Genomic DNA, 26,888 nt, shown 5'->3' with positions numbered 1-26,888 from the left:
TGCCCCGGCAAGCCTTTTCTTTTTGAAGAGCCCGATATGAGCCAAGCACTGCGCATCGTCTTCGCCGGCACCCCGGAATTCGCCGCCGAGCACCTCAAGGCCCTGCTGGATACGCCGCACGAGATCGTCGCCGTCTACACCCAGCCGGACCGCCCGGCCGGCCGCGGCCAGAAGCTGATGCCCAGCCCGGTCAAGCAGCTTGCCGTGGACCATTGCCTGCCGGTTCTGCAGCCGCCGACCCTGCGCGACCCAGCCGCCCAGGCAGAGCTGGCCGCGCTCAAGCCGGACCTGATGGTGGTGGTTGCCTACGGGCTGATCCTGCCGCAGGCGGTGCTGGATATCCCGCGCCTGGGCTGCATCAACAGCCACGCCTCGCTGCTGCCGCGCTGGCGCGGCGCAGCGCCGATCCAGCGCGCGGTGGAAGCCGGCGACGCCGAGAGCGGCGTGACCGTGATGCAGATGGAAGCCGGCCTGGACACCGGGCCGATGCTGCTCAAGGTCGGCACGCCGATTTCAGCCGAGGATACTGGCGGCAGCCTGCACGACCGCCTCGCCGAGCTGGGCCCGAAGGCGGTGGTCGAGGCCATCGCCGGCCTCGCCGCCGGTACGCTCAGGGGCGAGGTGCAGGACGATACCCTGGCCACCTACGCACACAAGTTGAACAAGGAAGAGGCACGCATCGACTGGTCGCGCCCGGCCGACGAGCTGGAGCGCCGCATCCGTGCCTTCACGCCGTGGCCGGTTTGCCACACCACGCTCGGTGACGCCGCGCTGAAAGTACTTGGCGCCAAGCCCGCGCCGGGCAAGGGCGAACCGGGCAAGATCCTCGACGCCAGCCGCGACGGCCTGCTGGTCGCCTGCGGGGAAGGCGCGCTGCTGCTGACCCGCCTGCAATTGCCTGGCGGCAAGCCGCTGGCCTTCGCCGACCTGTTCAACAGCCGCCGCGAACAGTTTGCCGCTGGCCAGACGCTTGGCCGGCAAGGGCCGGACGCATGAGTACCAATCCTCGCCTGGCGGCGGCCCGCGCGCTGGCCGCCGTGCTGGCCGGCCGCGCCTCGCTGGGCAGTTCGCTGCCGACCCAACTGGAGAACGTCGAGCCGCGCGACCGTGGCCTGGTGCAGGAGCTGGCCTTCGGCAGCGCCCGCTGGCAGCCGCGCCTGTCCACCCTCGCCGCGCGCCTGCTGCAGAAGCCGTTCAAGGCCGGCGACCGTGACGTCGAGGCGCTGCTGCTGGTCGGCCTGTACCAGCTGCTCTACACCCGCATTCCACCGCACGCGGCCATTGGCGAGACCGTCGGCTGCGCGGACAAGCTGAAGAAGCCCTGGGCCAAGGGCCTGCTCAACGCCGTGCTGCGCCGCGCCCAGCGCGAGAGCGAAGCCCTGCTGGCCGAGGTCGACAAGGACCCGGCTGCACGCCTGGCGCATCCACGCTGGCTGCAGAAAGCGCTGAAGAAATCCTGGCCGGAGCAGTACGAGGCCATCTGCGCCGCGAACAACGCCCACCCGCCGATGACCCTGCGGGTGAACCGCCGCCACGGCAGCCGCGATGCCTACCTGGAAGAGTTGAACCGCGTCGGCTTCGAAGCGACCGCCTGCGAGTTCAGCCGTGACGGCATCAACCTCGTGCAGCCCTGCGACGTGCGCGAACTGCCCGGCTTCGCCGAAGGCCGCGTCAGCGTGCAGGACGAAGCCGCACAGCTGGCCGCCGACCTGCTCGAGCTGGCGCCGAACCAGCGCGTGCTGGACGCCTGCTGCGCTCCCGGCGGCAAGACCTGCCACCTGATGGAGGCCGAGCCCGCACTGGCTGGCGTGGTCGCCGTGGACCTGGAAGAAAGCCGCCTGGTGCGCGTGCGCGAGAACCTCGCACGCCTGCAACTCGATGCCCAACTGTTCGCCGCCGACGCCCGCGACACGGCCAAATGGTGGGACGGCAAGCCGTTCCAGCGCATCCTGCTGGATGCACCCTGCTCCGCCACCGGGGTGATTCGCCGCCATCCGGACATCAAGCTGACCCGCACCGCCGAGGACATCGAGGCGCTGGCGAAATTGCAGGGCGAATTGCTCGACGCGCTGTGGGCGACCCTCGAAGTCGGCGGCGTGATGGTCTACGCGACCTGCTCGGTGATGCCACAGGAAAACAGCGAGCAGATCGCCGCGTTCCTTGGTCGCACCCCCGGTGCCCGCGAGCTGGACCTGTCCGGGCCGTGGGGCCTGAAGCAGCCCCATGGCCGCCAGTTGCTGCCGCAGCAAGGCGGGCATGACGGGTTCTACTATGCCAAGCTGATCAAGATTTCGGCCAAGTAACAGGCGCCGACTCCCAACGGATCGAAACGGAAAGCACCCCGCTCCATGAAGATCATCATCCTCGGTGCCGGCCAGGTCGGCGGCACTCTGGCCGAGCATCTGGCCAGCGAAGCCAACGACATCACCGTGGTCGACACCGACGGCGAACGCCTGCGTGACCTCAACGATCGCCTGGACATCCGCACCGTCCAGGGCAAGGCCTCGTTCCCCACCGTGCTGCGCCAGGCCGGCGCCGACGACGCCGACATGCTGGTGGCGGTGACCAACAGCGACGAGGTGAACATGGTCGCCTGCCAGGTCGCCTACACCCTGTTCAACACCCCGACGCGGATTGCCCGCGTGCGCGAGGCGGCCTACCTGACCCGCGCGGGGCTGTTCGACAACGAAGCGATCCCGGTCGATGTGCTGATCAGCCCCGAACAGGTGGTGACCAACTACATCAAGCGCCTGGTGGAATACCCCGGCGCCCTGCAGGTGATCGACTTCGCCGAGGGCAAGGCACAGCTGGTGGGTATCCGTGCCTATTACGGCGGCCCGCTGGTGGGCCAGGAGCTGCGCCAGCTGCGCGAGCACATGCCCAATGCCGATACCCGCGTGGCAGCGATATACCGGCGCAACCGGCCGATCATCCCCCAGGGCGACACCGTGATCGAGGCCGACGACGAGGTGTTCTTCATCGCCGCCAAAGCCCATATCCGCGCGGTGATGGGCGAGATGCGCCGCCTGGAGGACAGCTACAAGCGGATCATCATCGCCGGTGGCGGCAACATCGGCGAGCGCCTGGCCGAGGCCATCGAGAGCCGTTACCAGGTGAAGATCATCGAGATGAACCCGGCACGCTGCCGACACCTCTCGGACAACCTCGACAGCGCCATCGTGCTCCAGGGCAGCGCCTCCGACCGCGACCTGCTGCTGGAAGAGAACATCGGCGATACCGACCTGTTCCTCGCCCTGACCAACGACGACGAGGCCAACATCATGTCCTCGCTGCTGGCCAAGCGCCTGGGCGCGCGCAAGGTGATGACGCTGATCAACAACCCCGCCTACGTGGACCTGGTGCAGGGCGGCGAGATCGACATCGCCATCAGCCCGCAACTGGCCACCATCGGCACCCTGCTGACCCACGTGCGCCGCGGCGACATCGAGAGCGTGCACTCCCTGCGCCGTGGCGCCGCCGAGGCCATCGAGGTGGTCGCCCATGGCGACGCCAAGTCGAGCAAGGTGATCGGCCGCAGGATCAACGAAGTGCAGCTGCCGCCGGGCACCACCATCGGCGCGGTGATTCGCGACGACGACGTGCTGATCGCCCACGGCGAGACGAAGATCGAGTCCGGCGACCACGTGATCCTCTTCGTGGTGGACAAGAAGCGCATCCGCGACGTCGAGCGGCTGTTCCAGGCCGGCCTGACCTTCTTCTGATCGACCCGGGGCCGCCACAAGGCGGCCCTGCCAGCTAATTCCGAGGCTCTTTCAGACAGGTCCTACTGCGCCAGCCAGCCTCCCTTGTCACCCTGCGCGGCCTGTTCCTGCTTGTCTGCCTCGGGTCATGCGCTACTCCTCCATCGGTCGAATCCTCGGCGTACTGCTGATGCTGTTCAGCGTTACGCACCTGCCGCCACTGCTCGTGGACCTGCACTACGCCGAGCGCTCCTGGCAGCCCTTCGCGCTGTCGTTCCTGGTCACCCTGCTGACCGGCTTCACCCTCTGGTGGCCATGCCGCCAGCACAAGCAGGACCTGCGCATTCGCGATGGCTACCTGGTTACGGCGCTGTTCTGGATCGTCCTGGGGTCGTTCGGCGCCTTGCCCTTCGCGTTGTCCGACGCACCGCACATGGGCCTGGTCGACTCGCTGTTCGAGTCCTTCTCGGGCCTCTCCACCACCGGTGCAACCGTGCTCACCGGCCTCGATGCATTGCCCCATGCCATCCTCTACTACCGTCAGCAGCTGCAGTGGCTGGGCGGCATGGGCATCGTGGTGCTGGCGGTGGCGGTGATGCCGATGCTCGGCATCGGCGGCATGCAGTTGTACCGCGCGGAGATGCCCGGGCCGCTCAAGGACCACAAGCTCTCGCCGCGTATCGCCGATACCGCCAAGACCCTCTGGCTGATCTACTGCGGCCTGACCCTCGCCTGCGCTCTGGCCTACTGGGCTGCGGGAATGAACCTGTTCGACGCCGTCGGCCACAGCTTCTCCACCATCGCCATCGGTGGCTTCTCCACCCACGATGCGAGCATCGGCTACTTCGACAGTCCGCTGATCGAGCTGATCTGCATGACCTTCCTGGTGGTTTCCGGGATCAACTTCAGCCTGCACTTCCTCGCCTGGCGCCAGCGCAAGGTCAGCCACTACCTGAAGGACCCGGAATGCCGGGCCTACCTGGGCATCCTGCTGGTGCTGTTCCTGATCACCGCGGCAACGCTGATCCTCAAACACCACTACGACTCGCCCTTACAGGCGATCCGCTACGCGGCGTTCATGGTGATTTCGGTGGCGACCACCACCGGCTTCGGTCTCGCCGACTTCAGCACCTGGCCGACCCTGCTGCCGTATCTGCTGCTCTACAGCACCTTCATCGGCGCCTGCGCCGGCTCCACCGGCGGCGGCATGAAAGTGATGCGCATGCTGCTGGTGTACCGCCAGGGTATGCGCGAATTCCTGCGCCTGCTGCATCCCAACGGGGTATTCCTGGTCAAGCTGGGGCGGCGCACGGTGTCCGACCGGGTGGTGGAGTCGGTGTGGGCGTTCTTCTCCATCTACCTGCTGACCTTCGTGACCCTGATGCTGGTGCTGCTGGCCCTGGGCGTGGACCAGCTCACGGCGTTCTCCACGCTCGCCTCCTGCCTGAACAACCTGGGCCCGGCGCTGGGCGAAGCGGCCGTGCATTACGGCCATCTGCCGGGCAGCGCCAAGCTGGTGCTGAGCCTGGCGATGGTACTGGGGCGGCTGGAGGTATTCTCGCTGCTGATCCTGCTGACGCCCGCCTTCTGGCGCACATGAGGCACTGATCTTGGGGCAGAATGGCGACCTGCTGACGGAGGCCCGCCATGATCGATTCACTGGAAAAGATGCTCGCCAAGGGCGTGGACAACTCGCTGCTGCGCTTCGGCCTGGGCAAGGGCTACCTGGATGCCGGCGACGCGGCGAAGGCCGCCGAGCACCTGCGCCGCTGCGTGGAGCAGGACCCGAAGTACTCCGCCGCCTGGAAGCTGCTGGGCAAGGCGCTGCAGGCCGAGGGAGACCTGGACGGCGCCCGCACCGCCTGGACCGACGGGCTGGCTGCCGCCCAGGCCCATGGCGATAAGCAGGCAGAGAAGGAAATGACGGTGTTCCTGCGCAAGCTGGAAAAGGCAAAGGGCGCCTAAGCGCCCTGTTCGGTGCCGCCACGCAATCTGGTGCGGGATACCTGCAGGACCGAGGGGAGCGCCTAGCCCCTGCTCGCGAACGGACCTCTCGGCGGCTAGGGTGCCAAGCCCGTTCGCGAGCAAGCTCGCTGCTACAAAGAGCAATGCTCCTACGCAAAGTCTCTACAGCACCTCGGCAGCCACCGCATCCACTGCCGACCTGGCGATGCCGACAATCTCGTCCGCCTCGGCGCGAGTGAGCACCAGCGGCGGAGCGAAGCCGAGGATGTCGCCATGGGGCATGGCGCGGGCGATCATGCCGCGTTCCAGGCACGCGGCGGACACCTTCGGGCCGACCTTCAGCGCCGGGTCGAAGGGCGTGCGCGCCTCGCGGTCGGCCATGAACTCCAGCGCGGCCAGCATGCCGTCGCCGCGCACTTCACCCACCAGCGGGTGGCCCTCGAAAGTCTGGCGCAGTTGCTGGTTCAGGTAGCCGCCGATCTCCGCGGCGTTGGCGGTGATGTTCTCCCGCTCGAGGATGTTCAGGTTGGCCAGCGCCGCCGCGGCGCAGATCGGGTGGCCGGAGTAGGTCCAGCCGTGGCCCATGGCGCCTTCGCGGCTGGACGCGCTATCGATCACGTCCCAGACCTTCTCGCCGACGATCACCGCCGACAGTGGCGCATAGGCGCTGGTCAGGCCCTTGGCCGTGGTGATCAGGTCCGGGCGCATGCCGTAGCGCTGGCTGCCCATCTTGTCGCCGACGCGACCGAAGGCGCAGACCACCTCGTCGGCGATCAGCAGCACGTCGTACTTCGCCAGCACCGCCTGGATCGCCTCCCAGTAGCCCTTGGGCGGGACGATGATGCCGCCGGTGCCCATCACCGGCTCGCCGATGAAGGCGGCCACCGTATCCGGGCCTTCGGCGAGGATCAGGTTTTCCAACTCCTGGGCGCAGTGGCGGACAAAGCTCACCTCGTCCATGCCCGCCGGCGCCTTGTAGAAGTGCGGGCAGAGAGTGTGCTTCACACCTTCCACCGGCAGGTCGAAGTGCTGGTGGAAGCTCGGCAGCCCCGTCAGGCTGCCGGTGACGATGCCCGAGCCGTGGTAGCCGCGCTGGCGCGAGATGATCTTTTTCTTCTGCGGCCGGCCCAGCACGTTGTTGTAGTAGCGCACCAGCTTGACCTGGGTTTCGTTGGCGTCGGAGCCGGAGAGGCCGTAGTAGACCTTCTTCATGCCGGACGGCGCCCAGTCGCGGATGATCCGCGCGGACAGCTCGATGATCGCCTCTGAAGAATGCCCCACGTAGGTGTGGTAGTAGGCCAGCTGCGTGGCCTGTGCATGGATGGCGTCGGCGACTTCGGTGCGGCCGTAGCCAATGTTCACGCAGTACAGGCCGGCAAAGGCATCGAGCAGCTCGCGACCCTGGTGGTCGCGGATGCGCACGCCGGAGGCACCGGTGATGATCCGCCCCGGCAGCGAGCCGCTGGCGTGATCGTGGGCGTGGGTCGAGGGGTGCATGAAGTGCGCGCGGTCCTCGATGAACAGCTTGGCGTAGTCGGTCATGGCGGTGTTCTCCCGGTCAGATGGCGCCGTGGTGCAAGGCGAAGTACTTGGTTTCGACGAAGGGCTCGAAGCCCTCGCTGCCGCCTTCGCGGCCCAGGCCAGAGGCCTTCATGCCGCCGAAGGGAATGGGGTGGCCGGTGAACTTGGCGCCGTTGACCGCCACCATGGCGAACTCCAGGCGCCGCATCAGCGGCCAGATGTGATCCAGACGTTGTCCACAAAGGTAGGCAGCCAGGCCGTACTCGGTGTCGTTGGCCTGCCGGACGGCTTCGTCCAGGTCGTCGTAAGCGCTCACACCGGCAATCGGCGCGAAGTTTTCCTCACGCCAGATACGCATCTGCGGGGTGACGTCGGCCAGCACGGTTGGCTGGTGGAACCAGCCGCCGAGTGCATGGGGTTCGCCGCCGGCGAGCAGGCGTGCGCCCTGGTCGATGGCGTCCCGCACGCGCTCGCAGGTCACGTCGAAGGCGCCCTGGTGCATCAGCGGGCCGATCTGGCTGCGCGCATCGCTGGCCGGGCCGACGCGCAGCTCACGCACGGCGCGGGCGAAACGCTGCAGGAAGGGCTCATAGAGTTCGCGAGCAACCAGGATGCGGTTGGCCGCGCAGCAGTCCTGCCCGGAGGTCTGGAATTTGGCGTCGATGGCGAACTTCACCGCCTGCTCCAGATCGGCGTCCGGCAGGACGATGAAGGGCGCGTTGCCGCCCAGCTCCAGGGCGACTTTCTTCACGTCGCGGGCGGCGGCTTGCAGCACCAGCTTCCCCACGCGGGTCGAGCCGGTGAAGCTCACGGCGCGCACGCGGCTGTCGCCGACCAGGGTTTCCATGGCCATCTGCGGCTCACCCAGCACCACGTTGAACACGCCGGCGGGGAAGCCGGCTTCTTCGGCCAGCTGAGCCAGGGCGAACGCGGAATAAGGCGTTTCGTGTGCCGGTTTGACCACCACGCTGCAACCGGCGGCGAGGGCGGCGGCGGCCTTGCGGGTGATCATCGCCGAGGGGAAGTTCCACGGCGTCAGCAACGCGGCGACGCCCACCGGCTCGACCACCGTGCCCAGGTGCGCATTGGGGATGTGGCTGGGGATGTTGCGGCCGTTCAGCCGGCGAGCCTCTTCGGCGAACCAGGGGATGAAGCTGGCGGCGTAGTCGATCTCGCCAAGGGCCTCGGCCAGCGGCTTGCCCTGTTCCAGGCTGAGGATCTGCGCAAGGTCGTCGCGGTGCAGGAGGATCAGTTCGGCCCAGCGGCGCAGCAGGGCGCCACGCTCATCCAGGCTGCGCGCTCGCCAGGCCGGGAAGGCCGCGGCGGCGGCGTCAATGGCACCGACGATCTGTTCGCGGTCGAGCAGCGGCACGTGGCCGATGGCTTCGCGGGTTGCGGGGTTGTCGACGGCGATGCTGGCGCCGCTGGCGCTGTGCAGCCAATGGCCGTTCACGTAGCAGAGCGACTTGAACAGCAGGGGATGGGCGTAGGACATGGCGGCGGCTCCTTGGCGGATGGCATGGGAACCATCCTAGGGGCCGCGGGCGCGCGGTTTTTTCCTAAGCGGGGGACGGCGGCGGCAAATCTTTTTGCAGTTCTGCCGCCGCTGTTGGGCTTTTTCGGGTGGCGTCAGGCCGTTGCGGCGCGACGCAGGTTGCGGGTGATGGCGCTGAGCAGCATGCCGTAGAGCGGTACGAAGAGCATCAGCATGACCGCGAGCTTCACACCGTAGTCGACCCAGGCGATCTCCACCCAGTGCTCGGCCATGAAGGCGTTGTCGCTGTGCCAGAAGGCGATGGAGAAGAAGGTGAAGGTGTCCAGCAGGTTGCCGAACAGCGTCGAGACCACCGGGGCGATCCACCACTGGCGCATGCGGCGCAGGCGATCGAATACCTGGATGTCGAGGATCTGCCCGAACACGTAGGCCAGGAAGCTGGCCAGGGAAATCCGCGCCACGAAGGTGTTGAATTCGCCCAGCGAGGCGAAGCCTCTGAAGGCGCCTTCCTGAAAGATCACCGAAATGACGTAGGAAGCCAGCAGCGCCGGGATCATCACCCGCGCGATGACCAGCCGTGCCGGGCGCTTGCCGAGCAGGCGGACGGTGAGGTCGGTGGCCAGGAAGATGAACGGGAAGCTGAACGCGCCCCAGGTGGTGTGCCAGCCAAAGAGGGTCATTGGCAGCTGCACCAGGTAGTTGCTGGCGATGATGATCAGGATGTGGAACGCGACCAGGCCGGCGAGTGCGCCGCGCCGTGCCGCCGGAAGGGATGCCGACATGCTTGGGCCTTTTTCGTCGATGGGGTGAGGGAACCCATGCCCGGCACCATGCCGAGCGGCGCGCATTGTATACGATCCGGACCTCAAAGTCAGGTTTTGTTGTGCAATTTTTGTTCAGCTGAATTTAGGTGCACGGGGCCTTCTTCGCCCCAGCCCTCTCCCGCGGGTCAGCGGTCTTTGGTTTTGTAGGAGCGAGCTTGCTCGCGAACGGATTCACCGGCCGCGCTGGAGCTGGGCGGGTTCGCGAGCAAGCTCGCTCCTACAGGGAACCTGCCTCTAGCGCCTCGGCGGGAATCGCCGCCTCCTGGGTCTTGATCACCTTGGTGACGATATAGGTGAAGTAGCGCTCGATCCCCACGTCCTCCAGCAACAGCTGGTCGATGAAGCGCTGGTAGTGGTCGATGTCGCGCGCCTGGATCATCGCGATGTAATCCACCCCGCCACCGGTGGCGTAGCAGAAGCCGACCTCCGGCGACTGCTGCAGGCGCTGCTCGAAACGCCTCATGTCCTGCGCGGTATGCCGCGCCAGGGTGATCTCCACCAGCACCTGCTGCTGCTTGAACAGCGCCGGCCAGTCGATCTGCGCGCGGTAGCCCTTGATCAACCCGGCTTCCTCCAGCTTGCGCACGCGCTCCCAAGCGGGGCTGACCGAGAGGTTGATCGCCTCGGCCAGGCTCGACTTGGTGATGCGCCCGTCGCCAGCGAGGATGCGCAGGATCTTCAGGTCGTAGCGGTCGAGCTTGATCATGACGGGCTCCCGTTCAGTCCAGTACCTCGGCGACCACCGCCAGGGTGTCGCCACTCTGCACCAGGCCGGGGAAATGCCGCGCGGCGAGGATGCCGCTGCGCTTGGCGCGGTACTCCACCGGCGCGGCGCCGGTGCGCAGCACGTCGTGCACCCGCGCCAGCACTTCGCCACGCTCGACATGCTCGCCCAGGTCGCGGCACATCTCCAGCAGGCCGCCGTGCTCGCTGGCGACGAAACAGTCACCGTCGGGCATGTCGAGCATCGCCGAATTCGCCGGCTCGATCTCGCCGCGCAAAATGCCAGCCTCAACCAGCAGGTTGCGCACACCCCGCCGGGCGATGGCCACAGTGCGCGCGCTGCTGGTGCCACCGCCACCCAGTTCGGTGGTGACGAACAGCTTGCCCTGTTCCTCGGCGGCGCTGTCGTACATGCCCACCGCATCCAGCTCCAGCATGCGCATGGCGTAGGGCGCGGCGAAGGCGCGCATCAGCGCCTCGCTGGCTTCCTGCTGGGCCTTGTCCGGCAGCACGTGGCAGGCGGCGAAGGGCAGGAAATCCAGGGTCCGGCCGCCGGAGTGGATGTCCAGCACCACGTCCGCCAGCGGCAACAGGGTGCGCTGGAAGTAGTCGGCGATCTTCTGCGTCACCGTGCCGTCCGGGCGGCCGGGAAAGCTGCGGTTGAGATTGCCGGCATCGATGGGCGAGGTGCGCTTGCCGGCGTGGAACGCCGGGGTGTTCATGAACGGCACGATGATCACCCGGCCGCGCACGTCCTCGGCACGCAGCTCCTGGGCCAGGCGGCTGAGCGCCACCGGGCCTTCGTATTCGTCGCCGTGGTTGCCGCCGGTGAGCAGCGCGGTGGGGCCGTCGCCGTTCTTCACCACGCAGACCGGGATCATCACTGCGCCCCAGGCCGAATCGTCCCGCGAGTAGGGCAGCTTGAGGTGGCCGTGCTGCACGCCGTCGCGCTGGAAATCGACGCTGGCGGCGATGGGGTTTTCGCGCAGCGCTTTATCGAGGGACTGTGTCATCGCCTCACTCCTTCACGAACAGCTGGCGCGGGTAGTCGCAGAAGGTCTCCACGCCGCGCTCGGTGATGAGGATGCTCTCGGTGATCTCCAGACCCCAATCATCCATCCACAGGCCCGGCATGAAGTGGAAGGTCATGCCCGGTTCCAGCACGCTGTTGTCGCTCGGGCGCAGGCTCATGGTGCGTTCGCCCCAGTCCGGCGGATAGCTGATGCCGATGGGATAGCCGCAGCGGCTGTCCTTGTGGATGCCGAACTTCTCCAGCACGCCGAAGAAGGCGCGGGCGATGTCGCCGGTGGTGTTGCCCGGCTTCGCTGCGTCGAGGCCCGCGGCGATGCCTTCGACCACGGCTTTTTCCGCATCGAGGAAATGCTGCGGCGGCTTGCCGAGGAACACCGTGCGCGACAGCGGGCAGTGGTAGCGCTTGTAGCAGCCGGCGATCTCGAAGAAGGTGCCGGCGCCGCGCTCGAAGGGCGTGTCGTCCCAGGTCAGGTGCGGCGCGCTGGCGTCGGCACCGGTGGGCAGCAGCGGGACGATAGCGGGGTAGTCGCCGCCGTGGCCGTCGGCGCCGAGGATGCCGGTGCTGTAGATCTCGGCGACCAGCTCGTTCTTGCGCATACCCGGCTCGATGCGCTCGACGATGTGCGCATGCATCTTCTCGACGATGCGCGCGGCGACGCGCATGTACTCGATCTCGCGCGGCGACTTCACCGCGCGCTGCCAGTTCACCAGGGCCGTGGCGTCGACGAACCTGGCGTTCGGCAGGTTCGCCTGCAGCGAGCGGAAGGCGGCAGCGCTGAAGTAGTAATTGTCCATCTCCACGCCGATGGTCTTGTTCGCCCAGCCGCGCGCCGCGATGACCTCACGGGACAGGTAATCCATCGGATGGCGTTCGGTGGACTGCACGTAGTGGTCGGGGTAGCCGACGATGTTGTCCGCCTGCATGAACACGGTGCGCCGCGCGCCGTTGGCGTCCTGGCCGCGGCCGAACCAGACCGGCTCGCCGTCCAGCGCCAGCAGCACGCACTGGTGCACGTAGAAGGACCAGCCGTCGTAGCCGGTCAGCCAGGCCATGTTCGATGGATCGGTAACCAGCAGCAGTTCAATGCCGCGCTGTTGCATGCTGGCGCGGACCTTGGCGATCCGCTGGGCATACTCCTCCCGGCTGAAGGGGAGGTTGACGACGATTTCGGACATGCGGAAATCCTCTTGGGGGAATCGTTGTCGGGCTTCGTCGGGATAGCCCGAGACTTTTGGTTCCCCTCACCCCAACCCTCTCCCAGAGGGAGAGGGGGCAGTCCGAGCCGGCTGACGCCGCGGCTTCATCCTGCACCTGACGGTCCCCTCTCCGGCTTGCGGGAGAGGGTTAGGGCGAGGGCGCTCTTCCCGCGAAGCGGGACGAAAAATTCTCAGCTGCTGAAACGGAATCCCTTGCCCATCCGCTGTGCCCGCTGGAAGGCAAGGCCGGCGATGGCCGTGTCCTGGGCGCCGGTGCCGGTGAGGTCGCAGAGGGTGATGTCCTCGGCGCGCTCACGGCCCTGGCGCAGCCCGGCGATCACCTGGCCGAGCTCGGCGAAATCGGCGTCGAGGCTGACCTCGCCGGCCGCTACCGCGTGGTGCATCTCGCCCAGCACGAGGGTCTGGCTGAGGCGGTCGGCGACGTAGTGGTCGACGGCGGCCAGCGCTTGGGCGGCGATCTCGTTCTTGTGCTCGGCGTCGGAACCCATGGCGGTGATGTGCAGGCCGGGGCGCAAGTGTTTTTTCTGGATCAGCGGTTCGCGGCTGGGCGTGGTGGTGATGGCGATGTCGGCGCCTTCCAGCGCTTCGTCGACGCTGGCGCAAGGCGTGACCGCAATGCCCAGGCTGCCGCTCAGCTCTTCCGCACATTGCCGCGCCTTGGCGATGTCCCGCGCCCAGACGCTGGCGCCTTCGATGGGCCGCACCAGGCACAGCGCCTTGAGCTGCAGCCGCGCCTGTTCCCCGGCGCCGATCAGCGCGACCTGGCGCGAATCCTCGCGGGCCAGCCATTTGGCCGCCACTGCGCCGGCGCAGGCGGTACGCACGGCGGTGAGGTAGCCGTTATCCAGCAGCAGCGCGTCGAGCAGGCCGGTTTTCGAGGACAGCAGCATCATCATGCCGTTGAGGCTGGGCAGGCCCAGCTTGGGATTGTCGAAGAAGCCGGGGCTGACCTTGATGGCGAAGCGCGGCAGGCCCGGCAGGTAGGCAGTCTTCACGTCGACTTCGCCGTTGTGCTCGGGCACGTCCAGGCGAAGGATCGGCGGCATCGCCACCGGTGCCGTGGCCAGCAGGCGGAAGGCCTGTTCGACGGCGTCGAGGCTCTCCCGGTCTATCGCCACGCAGGCGCGCAGGTCGGCTTCGCTGAGCAGGGTGACGTCAGCCATGGGCAGTTTCCTCGAGGATCTGTTGGTGTTGTTCGATGGCGATGTTGCGGCCGCTGACCACCACCACCACCGGGCCGACCGGCGCGATCAGGCCGTCCAGCAGCGCGGCGATGCCGACGGCGGCGGCGCCTTCGACCACCTGCCGCTCCTCGCGGTAGGCGTGACGGATACCGGCGGCAATGGAGGGCTCGTCGAGCAGGTGCAACTGGTCGCAGTAGTCGCGGGCGAGTGCGAAGGTGTAGCGGTTGTCCAGGCCGATACCGCCGCCGAGGGAGTCGGCCAGGGTCGGCAACTCTTCCACGTCCACCGGGTGACCGGCGGCAAGGCTGGCGGCCATGGCGGCGCCTCGGCGCATGCTGATGCCGTGCACGCGGATGCTCGGGTCCGCCTGCTTGAGCGCCAGCGCCACGCCACCGAACAGGCCGCCGCCGGAGAGCGGTACCAGCACCTGGCGCACGTCCGGCAGTTGTTCGAGGATTTCCAGGCCCAGGGTGCCCTGGCCGGCGATGATCTGTGGGTGATCGAAGGGCGGCAGCAGCGCCGCGCCCTGCTCACGGGCAATGCGTTCGGCTTCGGCCTGGGCGTCGTCCTGGCTGTTGCCGATAATGCAGACTTCAGCGCCCAGTTCGCGGATGGCCTGCACCTTGTTCGCCGGCACCAACTGCGACAGGCAGATGCTGGCGTGCACGCCGAGCACGCGCGCGGCGTGGGCCAGCGCCCGGCCGTGGTTGCCGGTGGAGGCCGCGACCACGCCCTTGGCCTTCTGCTCATCGCGAAGCTGAGCGATCGCGTTGCTGGCGCCGCGCAGCTTGAAGCTGCCGGTGATCTGCTGGGATTCGAGCTTGAGGTACACCGGCGCCCCGAGCAGACGCGACAGGCTGGGCGAATGCTCCAGCGGCGTCTGCCGCACCAGGCCCTGGATGCGCTGGCGTGCTCGGTACAGCTCGACGAGGGGAATCGGCTCCATCTCGACCTCCGGGGAATGCAGTGGGGTCGAGTGTAGGGGCGGGAAATTGTCGCGATGAATGTACTAGGACGATGTCGCTCGCAGAGGGATTTTCGTAAGAGCGAGGGGGGCGCCTAGCCCTTGCTCGCGAACCGGGCTCCCCGGCGGCTCTGGCGCTGGGCGGGTTCGCGAGCAAGCTCGCCTCTACAAAACAGCCACGTCAGAAATCGTGAATCTTCGGGTACTGCCCGAACAGCTCGCGCATGTCCTCCAGCGCGGACACCATGCGCTCGTCGCTGCACTCCGCCCCCATGCACAAACGCACCGCGCGAGGCCTGGGCGTGCCGCGCACCATGAAGGGATCGGGTGGCGTGACGGCGATGTGCCGATGGCGCAGCTCGCGCACCAGGCTGTCCAGCTCCCAATGCTCGGGAATGCCGATCCAGGCGCTGAGGGAATGCGGATCGCAACCGCGCAGATACTCGCCAAGATGGTCGCGCACCAAGCCCTGGCGCTTCTCCAGCACCTGGCGCTGCAGGCCGATCAGCGCCTGGGCGTTGCCATTGCGAATCCACCGCGAGGCGACTTCCGCCAGCAACGGCGTGGCCATCCAGCTGTTCACCCGCAGGATGCTCTCGGTGCGCAGTGCCAGCCGCCGCGGCATGGCCAGGTAACCGATGCGCAGGCCGGTCAGCACGCTCTTGGTGAAGCTGGTGCAGTAGAACGACAGGTCCGGCAGGTAGTGGCTGAGTGGCAGCGGGCGGCGCTCACCAAGCAGCGGGCCGTAGACGTCGTCTTCGATCACGTGAACGCCGTAGCGCTGGGCGATGGCGGCGATCTCGCGGCGGCGCGCGTCGGGCATCAGGCAGGAGGTCGGGTTGTTCAGGTTGGGCGTGCAGACCAGTGCGGTGATGCGCTCGTTCGCGCAGAGGTCTTCGAAGTGCTCGGGGTCGATGCCCTGCTTGTCGATCTCCACGCCCTTCAGGGTAAAACCCAGTACCTGGGAATTGCCGATCACGCCGTGGTCGGTGAGCTGTTCGCAGAGCACCACGTCATCCGGCCCGGCCAGTGAGGCGAGCGCGAGGAAGATGCCGTGGGCGGCGCCGTTGGTGATCAGCACGTCATCGCGCTCGCGTTGCAGGCCCAGCTGCGCCAGCCATTGCACACCGGCATCGCGGTGCGCATCGAAGCCGGCGACCGGGCGGCAGGCGCGCATCCAGGGCTGGTCGGTTTCCTGCGCCAGCGCGCGGCAGGTGTCCTGCCAGAGGCGGTCGTGCTCGCGCGTGTGGACGATGCTGGCGATGGAGAAATCCACCAGTGCGCGCTCGGGGTGGTCGACCATGTAATGGGCCATGCCCTCGGTCATCCGCCGCGAGACGAAGCTGCCACGCCCCACCTCGCAGCGCACCAGACCCTGGCGCTCCAGCTCCTTGTAGGCATTGGTCACCGTCTGCACGCTGATCCCCAGGCCATCGGCGACGTGGCGCTGCGGCGGCAAGCGCTGGCCGTCGCTCAGGCGGCCCTGCTCGATGTCGCCGGCAATGGCCTGCACCAAAGTCTTGTACTTGGATTCGCCGACCCGCAGGTCGGCCAGGGCGCGACGCCAGGCTTCCATCTTCAGCGCTCCGTCTGGTCAGGGGTGCAGAGTGACCGACCGGCACACCGGCGGCAATTGTCCTAGTGCAATGTCGATAAAGAAGTGGCTTGCGTATGCTCGGGCGCAGGACACCGCATGGCACACCGGGTCGCATTGTCAGGCCCGCGCAGAAAAAACCTTCGGATGCGTTCGTCGCGACGGTGGCTTTTTCCCGCCGCGCAGCTGTCGATCGGGAAGAGCCGCAAGGCGCCCGGCCTTAGTCTGGCGTCGAGCTTCTCGGCAACGTCTGCGACAGCGCCGAGAGAACTTCGGAAGGCCCCACCCGGGGCCCGACCTACAAGAACAACAGTCGTACGACATTGCTACCTGCCATCCATCGCCGCGCGCCATGAGCGTTCGGCAAGAGAAGTCCAGGAGATCCGAAGATGAGTACCGCCCCTGTTTTCCTGCGCCGCCTGAGCCTCGCCTGTACCCTCGCCGCCGGCGCCCTGGCCAGCGCCGGCAGCTACGCCGAAACCACCCTGGAGCGCATCCAGAGCACCGGCACCGTGCGCATCGGCTACGCCAACGAAGCGCCCTTCGCCTACACCGAGACGTCCGGCAAGGTCACCGGGGAATCCCCGGAAATCGCCACGCAGATCTTCACCAAGATGGGCGTGAAGAAGATCGAACCGGTGCTCACCGAATGGGGCGCGCTGATCCCCGGCCTGCGCGCCGGCCGCTTCGATGTGATCGCCGCCGGCATGTACATCACCCCGCCGCGTTGCCAGCAGGTGATCTTCACCGATCCCCACTACCAGATTCCCGACACCGTGCTGGTGAAGAAAGGCAACCCGAAGAACCTGCACAGCTACACCGACGTGAAGAACAATCCGGACGTGAAGCTGGCGATCATGTCCGGCACCGCCGAGATGGGCTACGCCCGCGCCGAAGGCGTGGCGGAAGAGCAGATCGTCCAGGTGCCGGATACCACCGCACAATTGCAGGCCGTGCGTGCCGGCCGCGCCGATGCCAGCGTCGGCACCGCGCTGACCATGAAGGGCCTGGCAGCCAAGGGCGGTGACGCGGTGGAAGCCATCAGCGACTTCAAGGACGACCCTTCGCACATCGGCTACGGCGCCCTGGCCTTCCGCCCGGAGGACAAGGACCTGCGCGACGCGGTGAACCAGCAACTCAAGGGCTGGCTGGGTGGCGCCGAGCACCTGGCGACGGTGAAACCGTTCGGCTTCGACAAGTCCAACGTCACCGACAAGACCGCTGCCGAGCTCTGCAAACAGTGACCGTCGCGGGCGCGCGCCTGCCATAGGACGCGCCCGACCGGCCATTGAGTCGAACCTGTCGTTACAGGATGCGCATCATGGGTGAATTACTTCCTCTGCTGCTGCAGGGCGCCTGGGTCACCGTCCAGGTGACTGTCTTCGGTTCCCTGCTGGCGGTGGCCGCCGCCATTCTTGCCGCGCTCGGCCGGCTCGCACCGTGGCCGGCGGTACGCTGGCTGGCGATCGGCTACATCGAGCTGTTCCGCGGCACATCGCTGCTGGTGCAGCTGTTCTGGCTGTACTTTGTGCTGCCGCTGCCGCCGTTCAACCTGGAGATGAGCGCCTACAGCGTGGCGATCATCGGCCTGGGCCTGCACATCGGCGCCTACGGCGCGGAAGTCATGCGCGGCGCCATCGGCTCGGTACCCAAGGGACAGTACGAGGCGGCGCTGGCGCTGAACATGACACCGTTCACGCGCTTTCGTCGGATCATTCTGCCGCAGGCGCTGCTCTGCGCGATTCCGCCGGGCACCAACCTGCTGATCGAGCTGCTGAAGAACACCTCGCTGGTGTCGCTGATCACCCTCTCGGACCTGACCTTCCGCGCGCGCCAGCTGGACCAGGCGACCTTCGAGACCATGAAGATCTTCGCCCTCACCCTGGTGCTGTACTTCGTCATGGCCCAGCTCATCGTCTTCCTCATGCGGCGCCTGGAGCGCTGGCTGGGGCACGGCCGCATCCACGGAGGCCTGTGATGAAACTCTTCGACTGGGACTTCGCCTGGCAGATCCTGCCGCAACTGCTGCACGCCTCGCTGCGCACCATCGCCATCACCCTGGTGGGCTTCGCCCTGGCGGTGGTGTTCGGCCTGCTCTTCGCCATCGCCCGGCGCAGCCGCCACGCCTGGCTGTCGTGGCCGGCGGCCTGGCTGATCGAATTCATCCGCAGCACGCCGCTGCTGATCCAGGTGTACTTCCTGTTCTACGTGCTGCCGCTCTACGGGCTGAGCATGACCGCACTGGTGGCCGGCACCCTGGGCATCGCCCTGCATTACGCCTGCTACACCGCCGAGGTCTACCGCGCCGGTCTGGAAGCGGTGCCGCGCGGGCAATGGGAGGCGGTTACCGCGCTGAATTTCTCGCCCTTCAAGGCCTACCGCGAAGTGATCCTGCCCCAGGCCATCCGCCCGGTATTGCCGGCGCTGGGCAACTACCTGATCGCCATGTTCAAGGACACCCCGGTGCTCTCCGCGATCACGGTGGTGGAAATCATGCAGCAGGCGAAGAACATAGGCTCCGACAGCTTCCGCTACCTGGAGCCGATCACCCTGGTCGGGGTGTTCTTCCTGCTCATCTCCATCAGCCTGGCCAGCGTCGTGCGCCAGGTGGAAAAACGCACGGCGCTGCCATGACTGACTCTTCCGGAGGAAAACCGATGACTGTTCACTCCCTGCAAACTGCCGGAGCCATGTCCTCCCGCATCGCCACCGAGGATTCGCCGACCGCGCGCGCCGAGGCAGCCCAGCCCATGGTCAGCTTCCGCAACGTGTGCAAGAGCTACGGCAGCTTCAGCGTGCTCAAGGACCTCAACCTGGAAGTGGGCGCCAATGAGAAGGTCGCCATCATCGGCCCCAGCGGCTCGGGCAAGTCGACCCTGCTGCGCGCGCTGATGACCCTGGAGACCATCGACAGCGGCGTGATCGAGGTGGACGGCGAACCGCTGACCCACCTCAAGCGCAACGACGCCCTGGTGCGCGCGCCGGAAAGCCACGTGCGCAAGGTGCGCAGCAAGATCGGCATGGTGTTCCAGAGCTTCAATCTGTTCCCGCACATGAGCGCGCTGCGCAATGTGATGGAAGCGCCGGTGCAGGTGCTCGGCATGCGCCGCGACGAAGCGCGCGAGCGGGCGATGGAGCTGCTGGAGATGGTCGGCCTGGGCAACAAGCTCGAGCACTATCCTTCGCAGCTTTCCGGCGGCCAGCAGCAGCGCGTGGCCATCGCCCGTGCCCTGGCGATGCGGCCCAAGGTGATGCTGTTCGACGAGGTGACCTCGGCGCTGGACCCGGAGCTGTGCGGTGAAGTGCTCAACGTGGTGCGCAAGCTGGGCGCCGAGCACAACCTGACGATGCTCATGGTCACCCACCAGATGGGCTTCGCCCGCGAGTTCGCCGACCGCGTGTGCTTCTTCCACCAGGGCAGCATCCTCGAGCAGGGCAGCCCGCAGCAGTTCTTCGGCAACCCGAAGCACGAGCGGACGCGGGCGTTCCTGAGTGCGGTGAACGAGGCGAACTGATGGATTCGGAGGCTTTGCCTTACCTGTAGGACCGAAGGGACGCCTAGCCCTTGCTCGTTCCTACAAAAAGCTGCCTTCAGGCGTCTGCGACGAAGCGGAAGCCGGCGCCCTCGGCGTCGGTGCGCATCACTTCCATCTCAAGAATCGGTGCATCGAAGGGCATGTCCTGCACCTGGCCGGTGACGCGCGTCCCCGCGGGCAGTGCGGCGAGTACTTCATGGCGAACGTAGACGCCGCCGTCCGACAAGTCACGGGTGTGGCCGAACACGTCGCCGAAGTCGGGGTGGCTGATCTTGATCCGGCACTTCATCGGGGTCCGAGGGTACTGCCTTTGGTTGGCCATGGATGGCATCCGTCCTGAATGTCAGCGCATTAATGGGCCTCAAACCCATGGGTCAGGTCAAGCCAGCAGTTGCAGCAGCCAGAGATTGGCGGCGCTGATGACGCAGAACAAGGTCCACGCCAGCACGCGGGTCAGCAGGCTGTTGACGAACTCGCCCATCAGCGCGCGATCGCTGGTGAAGCGGATCAGCGGCCAGAGTGCGAAGGGCAGTTGCAGGCTGAGCACCACCTGGCTGAGCACCAGCAGCTTGCCGATCGCCTTGTCGCCCAGCATCAGAACGCCGATCAGCGCCGGGATCAGCGCCAGCGCGCGGGTGATCAGGCGGCGCTGCCAGCAGGGAATCTTCATCTGCAGGAAGCCTTCCATGATCACCTGCCCGGCGATGGTGCCGGTGAAGGTGGAACTCTGCCCCGAAGCGAGCAGCGCAACGCCGAAGAGAATCGCCGCCAGGCCGGTGCCTACCAGCGGCTCAAGCAGGCGGTAGGCGTCCTGGATCTCGGTGACGCCGGTGTGGCCGGTCTCGTGGAAGGCCGCGGCGGCGAGGATCAGGATGGCGGCGTTGATCAGTAGCGCGAGGCTCAGCGAGACCACGGTGTCGATGCGCGTCAGGCGGATCGCCGCAGCCTTGCCGTTGCTGCCGCTGACCTGGCGCGTCTGCACGATCGAAGAGTGCAGGTAGAGGTTGTGCGGCATCACCGTGGCGCCGAGGATACCGATGGCCAGGTACAGCGGCTCGCGTTGGCTGATGGCGTCCCAGCTGGGCAGGAAGCCGACGGCAACGTCCGGCCAGTGTGGCTTGATGAGAATCAGCTCGACCAGGTAGCAGCCGCTGATGGTGATGATCAGGCCGAGCATGATCGCTTCCAGGTGGCGGAAGCGCTGGCCCTTGAGGCCGAGCACGATGAGCGTGTCGAAGGCGGTGAGGATGACGCCGGTGACCAGGTCGACACCCAGCAACAGGTGGAAGGCGAGGGCGCAGCCGAGCACTTCGGCAAGGTCCGTGGCGACGATCGACAGTTCCGCCAGCAGCCATTGCAGGCGAGCGCCGCCCAGGCTGTAGCGACTGCGCGACAGCTGCGCCAGGTCCTGGCCAGTGACGATTCCCAGACGCATGGCCAGGCACTGCAGGACCATCCCCGCGAGGCTCGACAACAGCACCACGAACAGCAACTGGTAGCCGAAACCGGAGCCGGCCTCGATGGCGGTGGCCCAGTTGCCCGGGTCCATGTAGCCGATGGAGACCAGCAGGCCGGGGCCGGCGAACTGCAGGATGCGCTTCCACAATGGCGCGCTGGCCGCAACCTGGATGCTGCCTTTGACTTCCGAGGGACAGAACGGCGCGGTGGCGGTGGTCGGCAGGCCGAGCATGGGGGGGGTTCCTGGAGCGTGGGACGTTCAGCCTGACGCCCCACGCTTCAATAATCCAGGGGCGCCGTGCCTATCGGGTCGATTGAGCGACGCGCGCTCAGTACCACTTCGCCTCGCCTTCGGGCCGCTTCTTGAAGCGCTTCATGGTCCACATGTACTGGCTCGGGTAGGCGCGCACGTACTTGGCCAGCTCACGGCTGAGGGCTGCCACCGACACTGCCATGTCCTTGTCGTACATGTCCGCCGGCGCCGCTTCGAGGATCACCTTGTAGCCGCTGCCATCGGGCAGGCGCACGGCGTGGAAGAACACCCCGCGCGCCTTGCCGCGCGAGAGCAGCGACGGCACGAACTTGCTGGTCAGCGCGGTGGTACCCAGGTAGGGCACGAACAGGCCCGAGCCGAGGTCCGGTTCCGGGTCACAGGGAATGCCGACGCAGCCGCCATTCTTCACTTCCTTGATCACGCTCTTGATGCCTTCGGGCGTGGACGGCGCTACGCGGTTGCCCAGCTGCACGCGCTGCTTCTTCAGCAGGTCGTCCACCGCCTTCAGCTTGGGCGGGCGGTAGAAGATGATCGGCTTGGCGTAGGAGCAGTAGAAGTGGTTGAGCACTTCCCAGTTGCCCAGGTGGCTGGTGATGCCGACCAGGCCGTCACCGGAGGCCAGCGCTTCTTCCAGCACTTCCATGCCTTCCACTTCGCGGATGTACTGCAGCGATTTCTGCGGCGACCACATCCAGGCGCAGGCGCTCTCGGTGAGCGTGCGGCCGATGTCCATCAGGCTCCGGCCGACGAGCTTTTCCAGCTCGGCTGCGGACAGCTCGGGGAAGCAGTGCGACAGGTTGATCCGAACGATCTCGCGGGAGCGGTTGGGCAGCTTCCACATCAGCCAGCCAATACCCGCGCCCAATGCGCCCACCGCGCGCCACGGCAGCATGGCGAACAACCGCAGGAAGCCCACCACCAGTGCGCCCTTGAATTTCTCCACGGAAAACTCCTTCAAGCAGATGGCGGCCATTGTAGCCGCTCGCGCCGGCATTTCGGGCATCGCCGGCCGCCTCCACTCGATCAGCACAGAGCGAACACGCGGCGCCCACACCGCGCGCGCAACCTGCGACCATCCGATCCACAGGCCCGGAGGTCCGCGATGCGTCCCCGAACCTTACTTGCACGGCTGTGCTGCCTGCTGGCGATGGGCGCCAGCCTGACGGCGCTGGCTGCCGACGACAGCTCCTCGAATGAAAACAAGGCCAGGATCCGCAGGCGAGCCAGCCCGTCGATCAACCCCTGCCATTGCCCCAAGGCGTGAACAACAGCGCCATCGGCAGCGCGGTGCCGGGCACACCCGATCCCGGCGCCTGGGGCTCACTGGGCTCAGTGCGTGGTGGTGGCGGAGGAGGGCGGCATGACGCGCCGCCTGTGCGGCTGGAGGTGGTTGCTGCTCGCCGCGCTGGCGGCCTGGCCCAGTGGGCTGCGGCCGACGCGCAAGCTGCACCCGGCGGAAGACTGCTTCCGCGCAACCGGCTACCGCATCGAGCAGATCCAACTGCGCAAGCGCGTGGGAGCAGAAGGTTTGCAGCGCTGCTTCGTCGTCACGCGCGACGGCGTGACGTTGCAGGTCTGCGACTACATCCAGGACGCTGCCTTAGGCGCGGGTCAGCTGGTTGTAGCGGTCGCAGTCGGTGGTGTGGTCCATCACCATGCCGGTGGCCTGCATGAAGGCGTAGCAGATGGTCGGGCCAACGAAATTGAAACCGGCCTTGCGCAGCGCCTTGCTCATCGCCTCGGCCTCGGGCGTCACCGCCGGCACCTGGCCGCGTTCGCTGAAGTGATTGACCTTGGGCTTACCGCCGACGAAGGACCAGAGGAACGTCACCGGGTCATCCAGCTCCAGCCAGGCCCGGGCGTTCTGCCGCGCCGCCTTGAGCTTGGCGAAGTTGCGGATGATGCCCGGGTCCTGCATGCGCTCCTCGATCTCCTCGTCGCTCATGCGCGCCAGGCGCTCGGGATCGAAGCCGAACAGCACCTCACGGTAGCGCTCGCGCTTCTTCAGCACGGTGATCCACGAAAGCCCCGCCTGCGCGCCTTCGAGGATGAGCATCTCGAACAACGCCCGCGGATCGTGCTGGGGCACTCCCCATTCGGCATCGTGGTAGGCGATGTACAGCGGGTCGTCGTTACACCAGAAGCAGCGGGGCATGGCGATCGTCCTGACAGGGAAAGCCCGACTATAGACAATTCACTGTATGAAAATACAGTCATCCGGCAAATTTTCCGGTCGATTCGTGAACTTCCGCCGGGCGGCCGGAAATCGCTGAGAAGCCCAAGCTGCAGGCGTCTTGGGGTATACTGCCGGGTTTTAGTCGCATATCCAGCACAGGTGAAATTCGTGAGCCAGACTACGCCCGCCGTGCCCACCTTCCAGGACCTGATCCTCGCCCTGCAAAAATACTGGGCCGATCAGGGCTGTGTGGTGCTGCAGCCCTACGACATGGAAGTAGGCGCCGGCACCTTCCACACTGCTACCTTCCTCCGCGCCGTGGGCCCGGAAACCTGGAACGCGGCCTACGTGCAACCCAGCCGCCGCCCCACCGACGGCCGCTACGGCGAAAACCCCAACCGCCTGCAGCACTACTACCAGTTCCAGGTGGTCCTGAAGCCCAACCCGGAAAACTTCCAGGAGCTGTACCTGGGCTCGCTGCAGGCCATCGGCATCGACCCGCTGGTGCACGACATCCGTTTCGTCGAGGACAACTGGGAATCGCCGACCCTCGGCGCCTGGGGTCTGGGCTGGGAAATCTGGCTGAACGGCATGGAAGTCACCCAGTTCACCTACTTCCAGCAAGTGGGCGGCATCGAGTGCTACCCGGTCACCGGTGAGATCACCTACGGCCTGGAACGCCTGGCCATGTACATCCAGGGCGTCGACTCGGTGTACGACCTGGTGTGGGCCGATGGCCCGTTCGGCAAGGTCACCTACGGCGACGTGTTCCACCAGAATGAAGTGGAGCAGTCGACCTACAACTTCGAACACGCCAACGTCGAGAAGCTGTTCGAGCTGTTCGACTTCTACGAAAGCGAAGCCAACCGCCTGATCGAGCTGCAACTGCCGCTGCCGACCTACGAGATGGTCCTCAAGGCCTCGCACACCTTCAACCTGCTGGACGCCCGCCGCGCCATCTCGGTGACCGAGCGTCAGCGCTACATCCTGCGCGTGCGCACCCTGGCCCGCGCCGTGGCGCAGAGCTACCTGCAGGCCCGCGCCCGCCTCGGCTTCCCGATGGCCACACCCGAACTGCGTGACGAAGTACTGGCCAAGCTGAAGGAGGCCGAATAATGAGCGCGAAGGATTTCCTCGTCGAACTGGGCACCGAAGAGCTGCCACCCAAGGCGCTGAAGAGCCTCGGTGAAGCCTTCCTGGCCGGCATCGAGAAGGGCCTGAAGGCCGCCGGCCTGACTTACGCCGCCGCACGCTGCTACGCCGCGCCGCGCCGCCTGGCCGTGCAGATCGACCAGCTTGCCGTGCAGCAGCCCGACCGTACCGTGAACCTCGACGGCCCGCCGCTGCAGGCTGCCTTCGACGCCAGCGGCAACCCGACCCAGGCCGCCCTGGGCTTCGCCAAGAAATGCGGCGTGGACCTGGAGCAGATCGACAAGAGCGGCCCGAAACTGAAGTTCAGCCAGACCATCGCCGGCCAGCCGGCCGTTGGCCTGCTGCCGGGCATCGTCGAAACCTCGCTGAACGAGCTGCCGATTCCCAAGCGCATGCGCTGGGCTGCCCGTCGTGAAGAGTTCGTGCGTCCGACCCAGTGGCTGGTGATGCTGTTCGGCGATGACGTCGTCGACTGCGAGATCCTCACCAAGAAAGCCGGGCGCGAATCCCGCGGCCATCGCTTCCACAATCCGGCCAACGTGCGCATTAGCGCTCCGGCCAACTACCTGGAAGACCTGCGCAGCGCCCACGTGCTGGCCGACTTCGCCGAGCGCCGCGAGATCATCTCCAAGCGCGTCGCCGAGTTGGCCGCCGAGCAGAAGGGCAGCGCCATCGTCCCGGCCGACCTGCTGGACGAAGTGACCGCGCTGGTCGAGTGGCCGGTGCCACTGGTGTGTTCCTTCGAGGAGCGTTTCCTCGCCGTGCCGCAGGAAGCACTGATCACCACCATGCAGGACAACCAGAAGTACTTCTGCCTGCTGGACGCCAACGGCAAGCTGCTGCCGCGCTTCATCACCGTGGCCAACGTCGAGAGCAAGGCACCGGAGCACATCGTCTCCGGCAACGAGAAGGTGGTGCGCCCGCGCCTGACCGACGCCGAGTTCTTCTTCAAGCAGGACCAGAAGCAGCCGCTGGAAGCCTTCAACGCCCGCCTGAAGAACGTGGTGTTCCAGGCCCAGCTCGGCACCGTGTACGAGAAGGCCGAGCGCGTCTCCAAGCTGGCCGCCTACATCGCCGAGCGCATCGGCGGTGACGCGGCCAACGCCGCCCGCGCCGGCATCCTCTGCAAGTGCGACCTGGCCACCGAGATGGTCGGCGAGTTCCCGGAGATGCAAGGCATCGCCGGTTACTACTACGCCACTGCCGGTGGCGAAGACAAGGATGTCGCCCTGGCGCTGAACGAGCAGTACATGCCGCGCGGCGCTGGCGCGGAATTGCCGGGCACCCTCACCGGCGCCGCAGTCGCCGTGGCCGACAAGCTCGACACCCTGGTCGGCATCTTCGGCATCGGCATGCTGCCCACCGGCAGCAAGGACCCCTACGCCCTGCGCCGTGCCGCCCTGGGCGTGCTGCGCATCCTCATCGAGAAGCAGCTGGACCTGGACCTGGTCGACGCCATCGGCGTGGCTGTGGCCCAGTACGGCGACAAGGTGAAAGCCGAGGGTCTGTCCGAGCAGGTACAGGACTTCGTCTTTGATCGCCTGCGTGCCCGTTACGAGGACGAGGGCGTGGACGTCGCCGTGTATCAGGCCGTCCGCGCGCTCAAGCCGACCGCTCCGCTGGACTTCGACCAGCGCGTGCAGGCCGTCCAGGCGTTCCGCCAGTTGCCAGAAGCCGCAGCCCTGGCCGCTGCCAACAAGCGCGTGTCGAACATCCTGGCCAAGGCAGAAGGCGAGGTGCCTGCCACCGTCAACGCCAGCCTATTCGCCGAGACCGCCGAGAAGGCCCTTGGCAGCGCCGTGGCAAGCGCCGAAGCGGAAGTAGCTCCGCTGGCCGCGGCTCGCGATTATCGCGCAGCCCTGGCCCAACTGGCGGCCCTGCGCGCGCCGGTCGATGCCTTCTTCGAGGAAGTACTGGTCAACGCGGACGACAGCGCCGTGAAGGCCAACCGCTACGCACTGCTGGCCAAGCTTCGCGGGCTGTTCCTCGGCGTCGCCGACATCTCGCTGCTGGGCTGATGCCTGCCTGAGGAAGCCGGGAGTTCGAAACGGTTCACCGTAACGGACTCCCG

25 protein-coding genes are annotated in these 26,888 nt (G+C 66.7%); 12 read left to right on the top strand and 13 right to left on the bottom strand.

Features of this window, described 5'->3' with window-relative positions; all coding sequences use genetic code 11:
- The first annotated feature begins 36 nt into the window (after positions 1 to 36).
- The 5 genes from fmt (at position 37) to A9513_RS17125 (ending at position 5,666) form a co-directional block, all read left to right on the top strand.
- Entirely contained in the window at positions 37 to 996 is a 960-nt protein-coding gene (fmt, locus tag A9513_RS17145) for a methionyl-tRNA formyltransferase (protein WP_065327673.1), read from the top strand.
- The gene (rsmB, locus tag A9513_RS17140) at positions 993 to 2,303 is read left to right on the top strand and encodes a 16S rRNA (cytosine(967)-C(5))-methyltransferase RsmB (protein WP_065327672.1); all 1,311 of its coding nucleotides are present in this window, start codon (positions 993 to 995) and stop codon (positions 2,301 to 2,303) included. The genes fmt and rsmB overlap by 4 nt, the downstream gene beginning before the upstream one ends.
- A 45-nt stretch (positions 2,304 to 2,348) precedes the next feature.
- Positions 2,349 to 3,722, top strand: a complete 1,374-nt coding sequence (trkA, locus tag A9513_RS17135; RefSeq protein ID WP_024763653.1) for a Trk system potassium transporter TrkA — start codon at positions 2,349 to 2,351, stop codon at positions 3,720 to 3,722.
- A 127-nt stretch (positions 3,723 to 3,849) separates the two neighbouring features.
- Positions 3,850 to 5,301, top strand: coding sequence for a TrkH family potassium uptake protein (locus A9513_RS17130; protein WP_037016202.1), 1,452 nt, complete (start codon positions 3,850 to 3,852; stop codon positions 5,299 to 5,301).
- A 47-nt stretch (positions 5,302 to 5,348) separates the two neighbouring features.
- Positions 5,349 to 5,666 (top strand): tetratricopeptide repeat protein, encoded by a 318-nt coding sequence (locus A9513_RS17125; RefSeq protein WP_065327671.1) that lies wholly within the window; start codon positions 5,349 to 5,351, stop codon positions 5,664 to 5,666.
- A 162-nt stretch (positions 5,667 to 5,828) separates the two neighbouring features.
- On the opposite strand, the gene A9513_RS17120 is transcribed toward A9513_RS17125, so the two are convergent.
- The 9 genes from A9513_RS17120 to A9513_RS17080 all read right to left on the bottom strand — a co-directional run bounded on the left by A9513_RS17120 (position 5,829) and on the right by A9513_RS17080 (position 16,203).
- A complete protein-coding gene (locus tag A9513_RS17120) occupies positions 5,829 to 7,208 on the bottom strand; it encodes an aspartate aminotransferase family protein (RefSeq protein WP_065327670.1) in 1,380 nt (459 codons plus the stop codon).
- Positions 7,209 to 7,224: 16 nt separating this feature from the next.
- Positions 7,225 to 8,682 (bottom strand): NAD-dependent succinate-semialdehyde dehydrogenase, encoded by a 1,458-nt coding sequence (locus A9513_RS17115; RefSeq protein WP_065327669.1) that lies wholly within the window; start codon positions 8,680 to 8,682, stop codon positions 7,225 to 7,227.
- A gap of 134 nt (positions 8,683 to 8,816) precedes the next feature.
- A complete protein-coding gene (locus tag A9513_RS17110; RefSeq protein WP_054907568.1) occupies positions 8,817 to 9,464 on the bottom strand; it encodes a 7-cyano-7-deazaguanine/7-aminomethyl-7-deazaguanine transporter in 648 nt (215 codons plus the stop codon).
- 259 nt (positions 9,465 to 9,723) lie between these two features.
- Entirely contained in the window at positions 9,724 to 10,212 is a 489-nt protein-coding gene (locus A9513_RS17105; protein WP_054907569.1) for an Lrp/AsnC family transcriptional regulator, read from the bottom strand.
- Between the two features lie 13 nt (positions 10,213 to 10,225).
- Complete coding sequence (gene doeB / locus A9513_RS17100; protein WP_065327668.1) at positions 10,226 to 11,242, bottom strand: N(2)-acetyl-L-2,4-diaminobutanoate deacetylase DoeB; 1,017 nt, start codon at positions 11,240 to 11,242, stop codon at positions 10,226 to 10,228.
- 4 nt (positions 11,243 to 11,246) lie between these two features.
- Positions 11,247 to 12,437 (bottom strand): ectoine hydrolase DoeA, encoded by a 1,191-nt coding sequence (gene doeA, locus A9513_RS17095; protein ID WP_065327667.1) that lies wholly within the window; start codon positions 12,435 to 12,437, stop codon positions 11,247 to 11,249.
- A gap of 212 nt (positions 12,438 to 12,649) precedes the next feature.
- A complete protein-coding gene (locus A9513_RS17090) occupies positions 12,650 to 13,642 on the bottom strand; it encodes a cyclodeaminase (RefSeq protein WP_065327666.1) in 993 nt (330 codons plus the stop codon).
- Positions 13,635 to 14,609 carry a hydroxyectoine utilization dehydratase EutB gene (gene eutB / locus A9513_RS17085; protein WP_024765023.1) on the bottom strand — a complete coding sequence of 325 codons (975 nt, stop codon included), beginning with the start codon at positions 14,607 to 14,609 and terminating at the stop codon, positions 13,635 to 13,637. Before eutB ends, A9513_RS17090 begins: the two co-directional genes overlap by 8 nt.
- Before the next feature lie 199 nt (positions 14,610 to 14,808).
- The gene (locus A9513_RS17080; RefSeq protein ID WP_065327665.1) at positions 14,809 to 16,203 is read right to left on the bottom strand and encodes a PLP-dependent aminotransferase family protein; all 1,395 of its coding nucleotides are present in this window, start codon (positions 16,201 to 16,203) and stop codon (positions 14,809 to 14,811) included.
- Between the two features lie 407 nt (positions 16,204 to 16,610).
- On the opposite strand from A9513_RS17080, the gene ehuB reads away from it, so the two are divergent.
- The 4 genes from ehuB (at position 16,611) to ehuA (ending at position 19,736) form a co-directional block, all read left to right on the top strand.
- Positions 16,611 to 17,465 (top strand): ectoine/hydroxyectoine ABC transporter substrate-binding protein EhuB, encoded by an 855-nt coding sequence (gene ehuB, locus A9513_RS17075; RefSeq protein WP_065327664.1) that lies wholly within the window; start codon positions 16,611 to 16,613, stop codon positions 17,463 to 17,465.
- A gap of 77 nt (positions 17,466 to 17,542) precedes the next feature.
- On the top strand, positions 17,543 to 18,199 hold the full coding sequence (gene ehuC, locus A9513_RS17070; protein ID WP_024765020.1) for an ectoine/hydroxyectoine ABC transporter permease subunit EhuC: 657 nt from the start codon (positions 17,543 to 17,545) through the stop codon (positions 18,197 to 18,199).
- Positions 18,199 to 18,855 carry an ectoine/hydroxyectoine ABC transporter permease subunit EhuD gene (gene ehuD / locus A9513_RS17065; protein ID WP_024765019.1) on the top strand — a complete coding sequence of 219 codons (657 nt, stop codon included), beginning with the start codon at positions 18,199 to 18,201 and terminating at the stop codon, positions 18,853 to 18,855. The genes ehuC and ehuD overlap by 1 nt, the downstream gene beginning before the upstream one ends.
- 56 nt (positions 18,856 to 18,911) lie before the next feature.
- Positions 18,912 to 19,736 (top strand): ectoine/hydroxyectoine ABC transporter ATP-binding protein EhuA, encoded by an 825-nt coding sequence (gene ehuA, locus A9513_RS17060; RefSeq protein WP_051445661.1) that lies wholly within the window; start codon positions 18,912 to 18,914, stop codon positions 19,734 to 19,736.
- 76 nt (positions 19,737 to 19,812) lie between these two features.
- On the opposite strand, the gene A9513_RS17055 is transcribed toward ehuA, so the two are convergent.
- The 3 genes from A9513_RS17055 to A9513_RS17045 all read right to left on the bottom strand — a co-directional run bounded on the left by A9513_RS17055 (position 19,813) and on the right by A9513_RS17045 (position 22,432).
- On the bottom strand, positions 19,813 to 20,079 hold the full coding sequence (locus A9513_RS17055; protein ID WP_024765017.1) for a PilZ domain-containing protein: 267 nt from the start codon (positions 20,077 to 20,079) through the stop codon (positions 19,813 to 19,815).
- Positions 20,080 to 20,136: 57 nt separating this feature from the next.
- Positions 20,137 to 21,447 carry an Nramp family divalent metal transporter gene (locus A9513_RS17050; RefSeq protein ID WP_065327663.1) on the bottom strand — a complete coding sequence of 437 codons (1,311 nt, stop codon included), beginning with the start codon at positions 21,445 to 21,447 and terminating at the stop codon, positions 20,137 to 20,139.
- A 97-nt stretch (positions 21,448 to 21,544) separates the two neighbouring features.
- Complete coding sequence (locus A9513_RS17045) at positions 21,545 to 22,432, bottom strand: lysophospholipid acyltransferase (RefSeq protein ID WP_024765015.1); 888 nt, start codon at positions 22,430 to 22,432, stop codon at positions 21,545 to 21,547.
- A 159-nt stretch (positions 22,433 to 22,591) separates the two neighbouring features.
- Between A9513_RS17045 and A9513_RS36115 the strand changes: the two genes are divergently transcribed.
- Positions 22,592 to 22,753: a hypothetical protein gene (locus tag A9513_RS36115; protein WP_176707259.1), complete on the top strand. Its 162-nt coding sequence runs from the start codon at positions 22,592 to 22,594 to the stop codon at positions 22,751 to 22,753.
- A 336-nt stretch (positions 22,754 to 23,089) separates the two neighbouring features.
- On the opposite strand, the gene A9513_RS17040 is transcribed toward A9513_RS36115, so the two are convergent.
- A complete protein-coding gene (locus tag A9513_RS17040) occupies positions 23,090 to 23,644 on the bottom strand; it encodes a DNA-3-methyladenine glycosylase I (protein ID WP_065327662.1) in 555 nt (184 codons plus the stop codon).
- Positions 23,645 to 23,833: 189 nt separating this feature from the next.
- Between A9513_RS17040 and glyQ the strand changes: the two genes are divergently transcribed.
- Together glyQ and glyS are read left to right on the top strand one after the other, a co-directional pair.
- The gene (gene glyQ, locus A9513_RS17035) at positions 23,834 to 24,781 is read left to right on the top strand and encodes a glycine--tRNA ligase subunit alpha (RefSeq protein ID WP_015474809.1); all 948 of its coding nucleotides are present in this window, start codon (positions 23,834 to 23,836) and stop codon (positions 24,779 to 24,781) included.
- Entirely contained in the window at positions 24,781 to 26,835 is a 2,055-nt protein-coding gene (glyS, locus tag A9513_RS17030; RefSeq protein WP_065327661.1) for a glycine--tRNA ligase subunit beta, read from the top strand. Before glyQ ends, glyS begins: the two co-directional genes overlap by 1 nt.
- Positions 26,836 to 26,888: the final 53 nt, after the last annotated feature.

The sequence above is a fragment of the Pseudomonas sp. AU12215 genome, assembly GCF_001675465.2.
Lineage (GTDB): Bacteria > Pseudomonadota > Gammaproteobacteria > Pseudomonadales > Pseudomonadaceae > Pseudomonas > Pseudomonas nitroreducens.
This window is presented reverse-complemented; position numbering and strand designations above follow the sequence as displayed.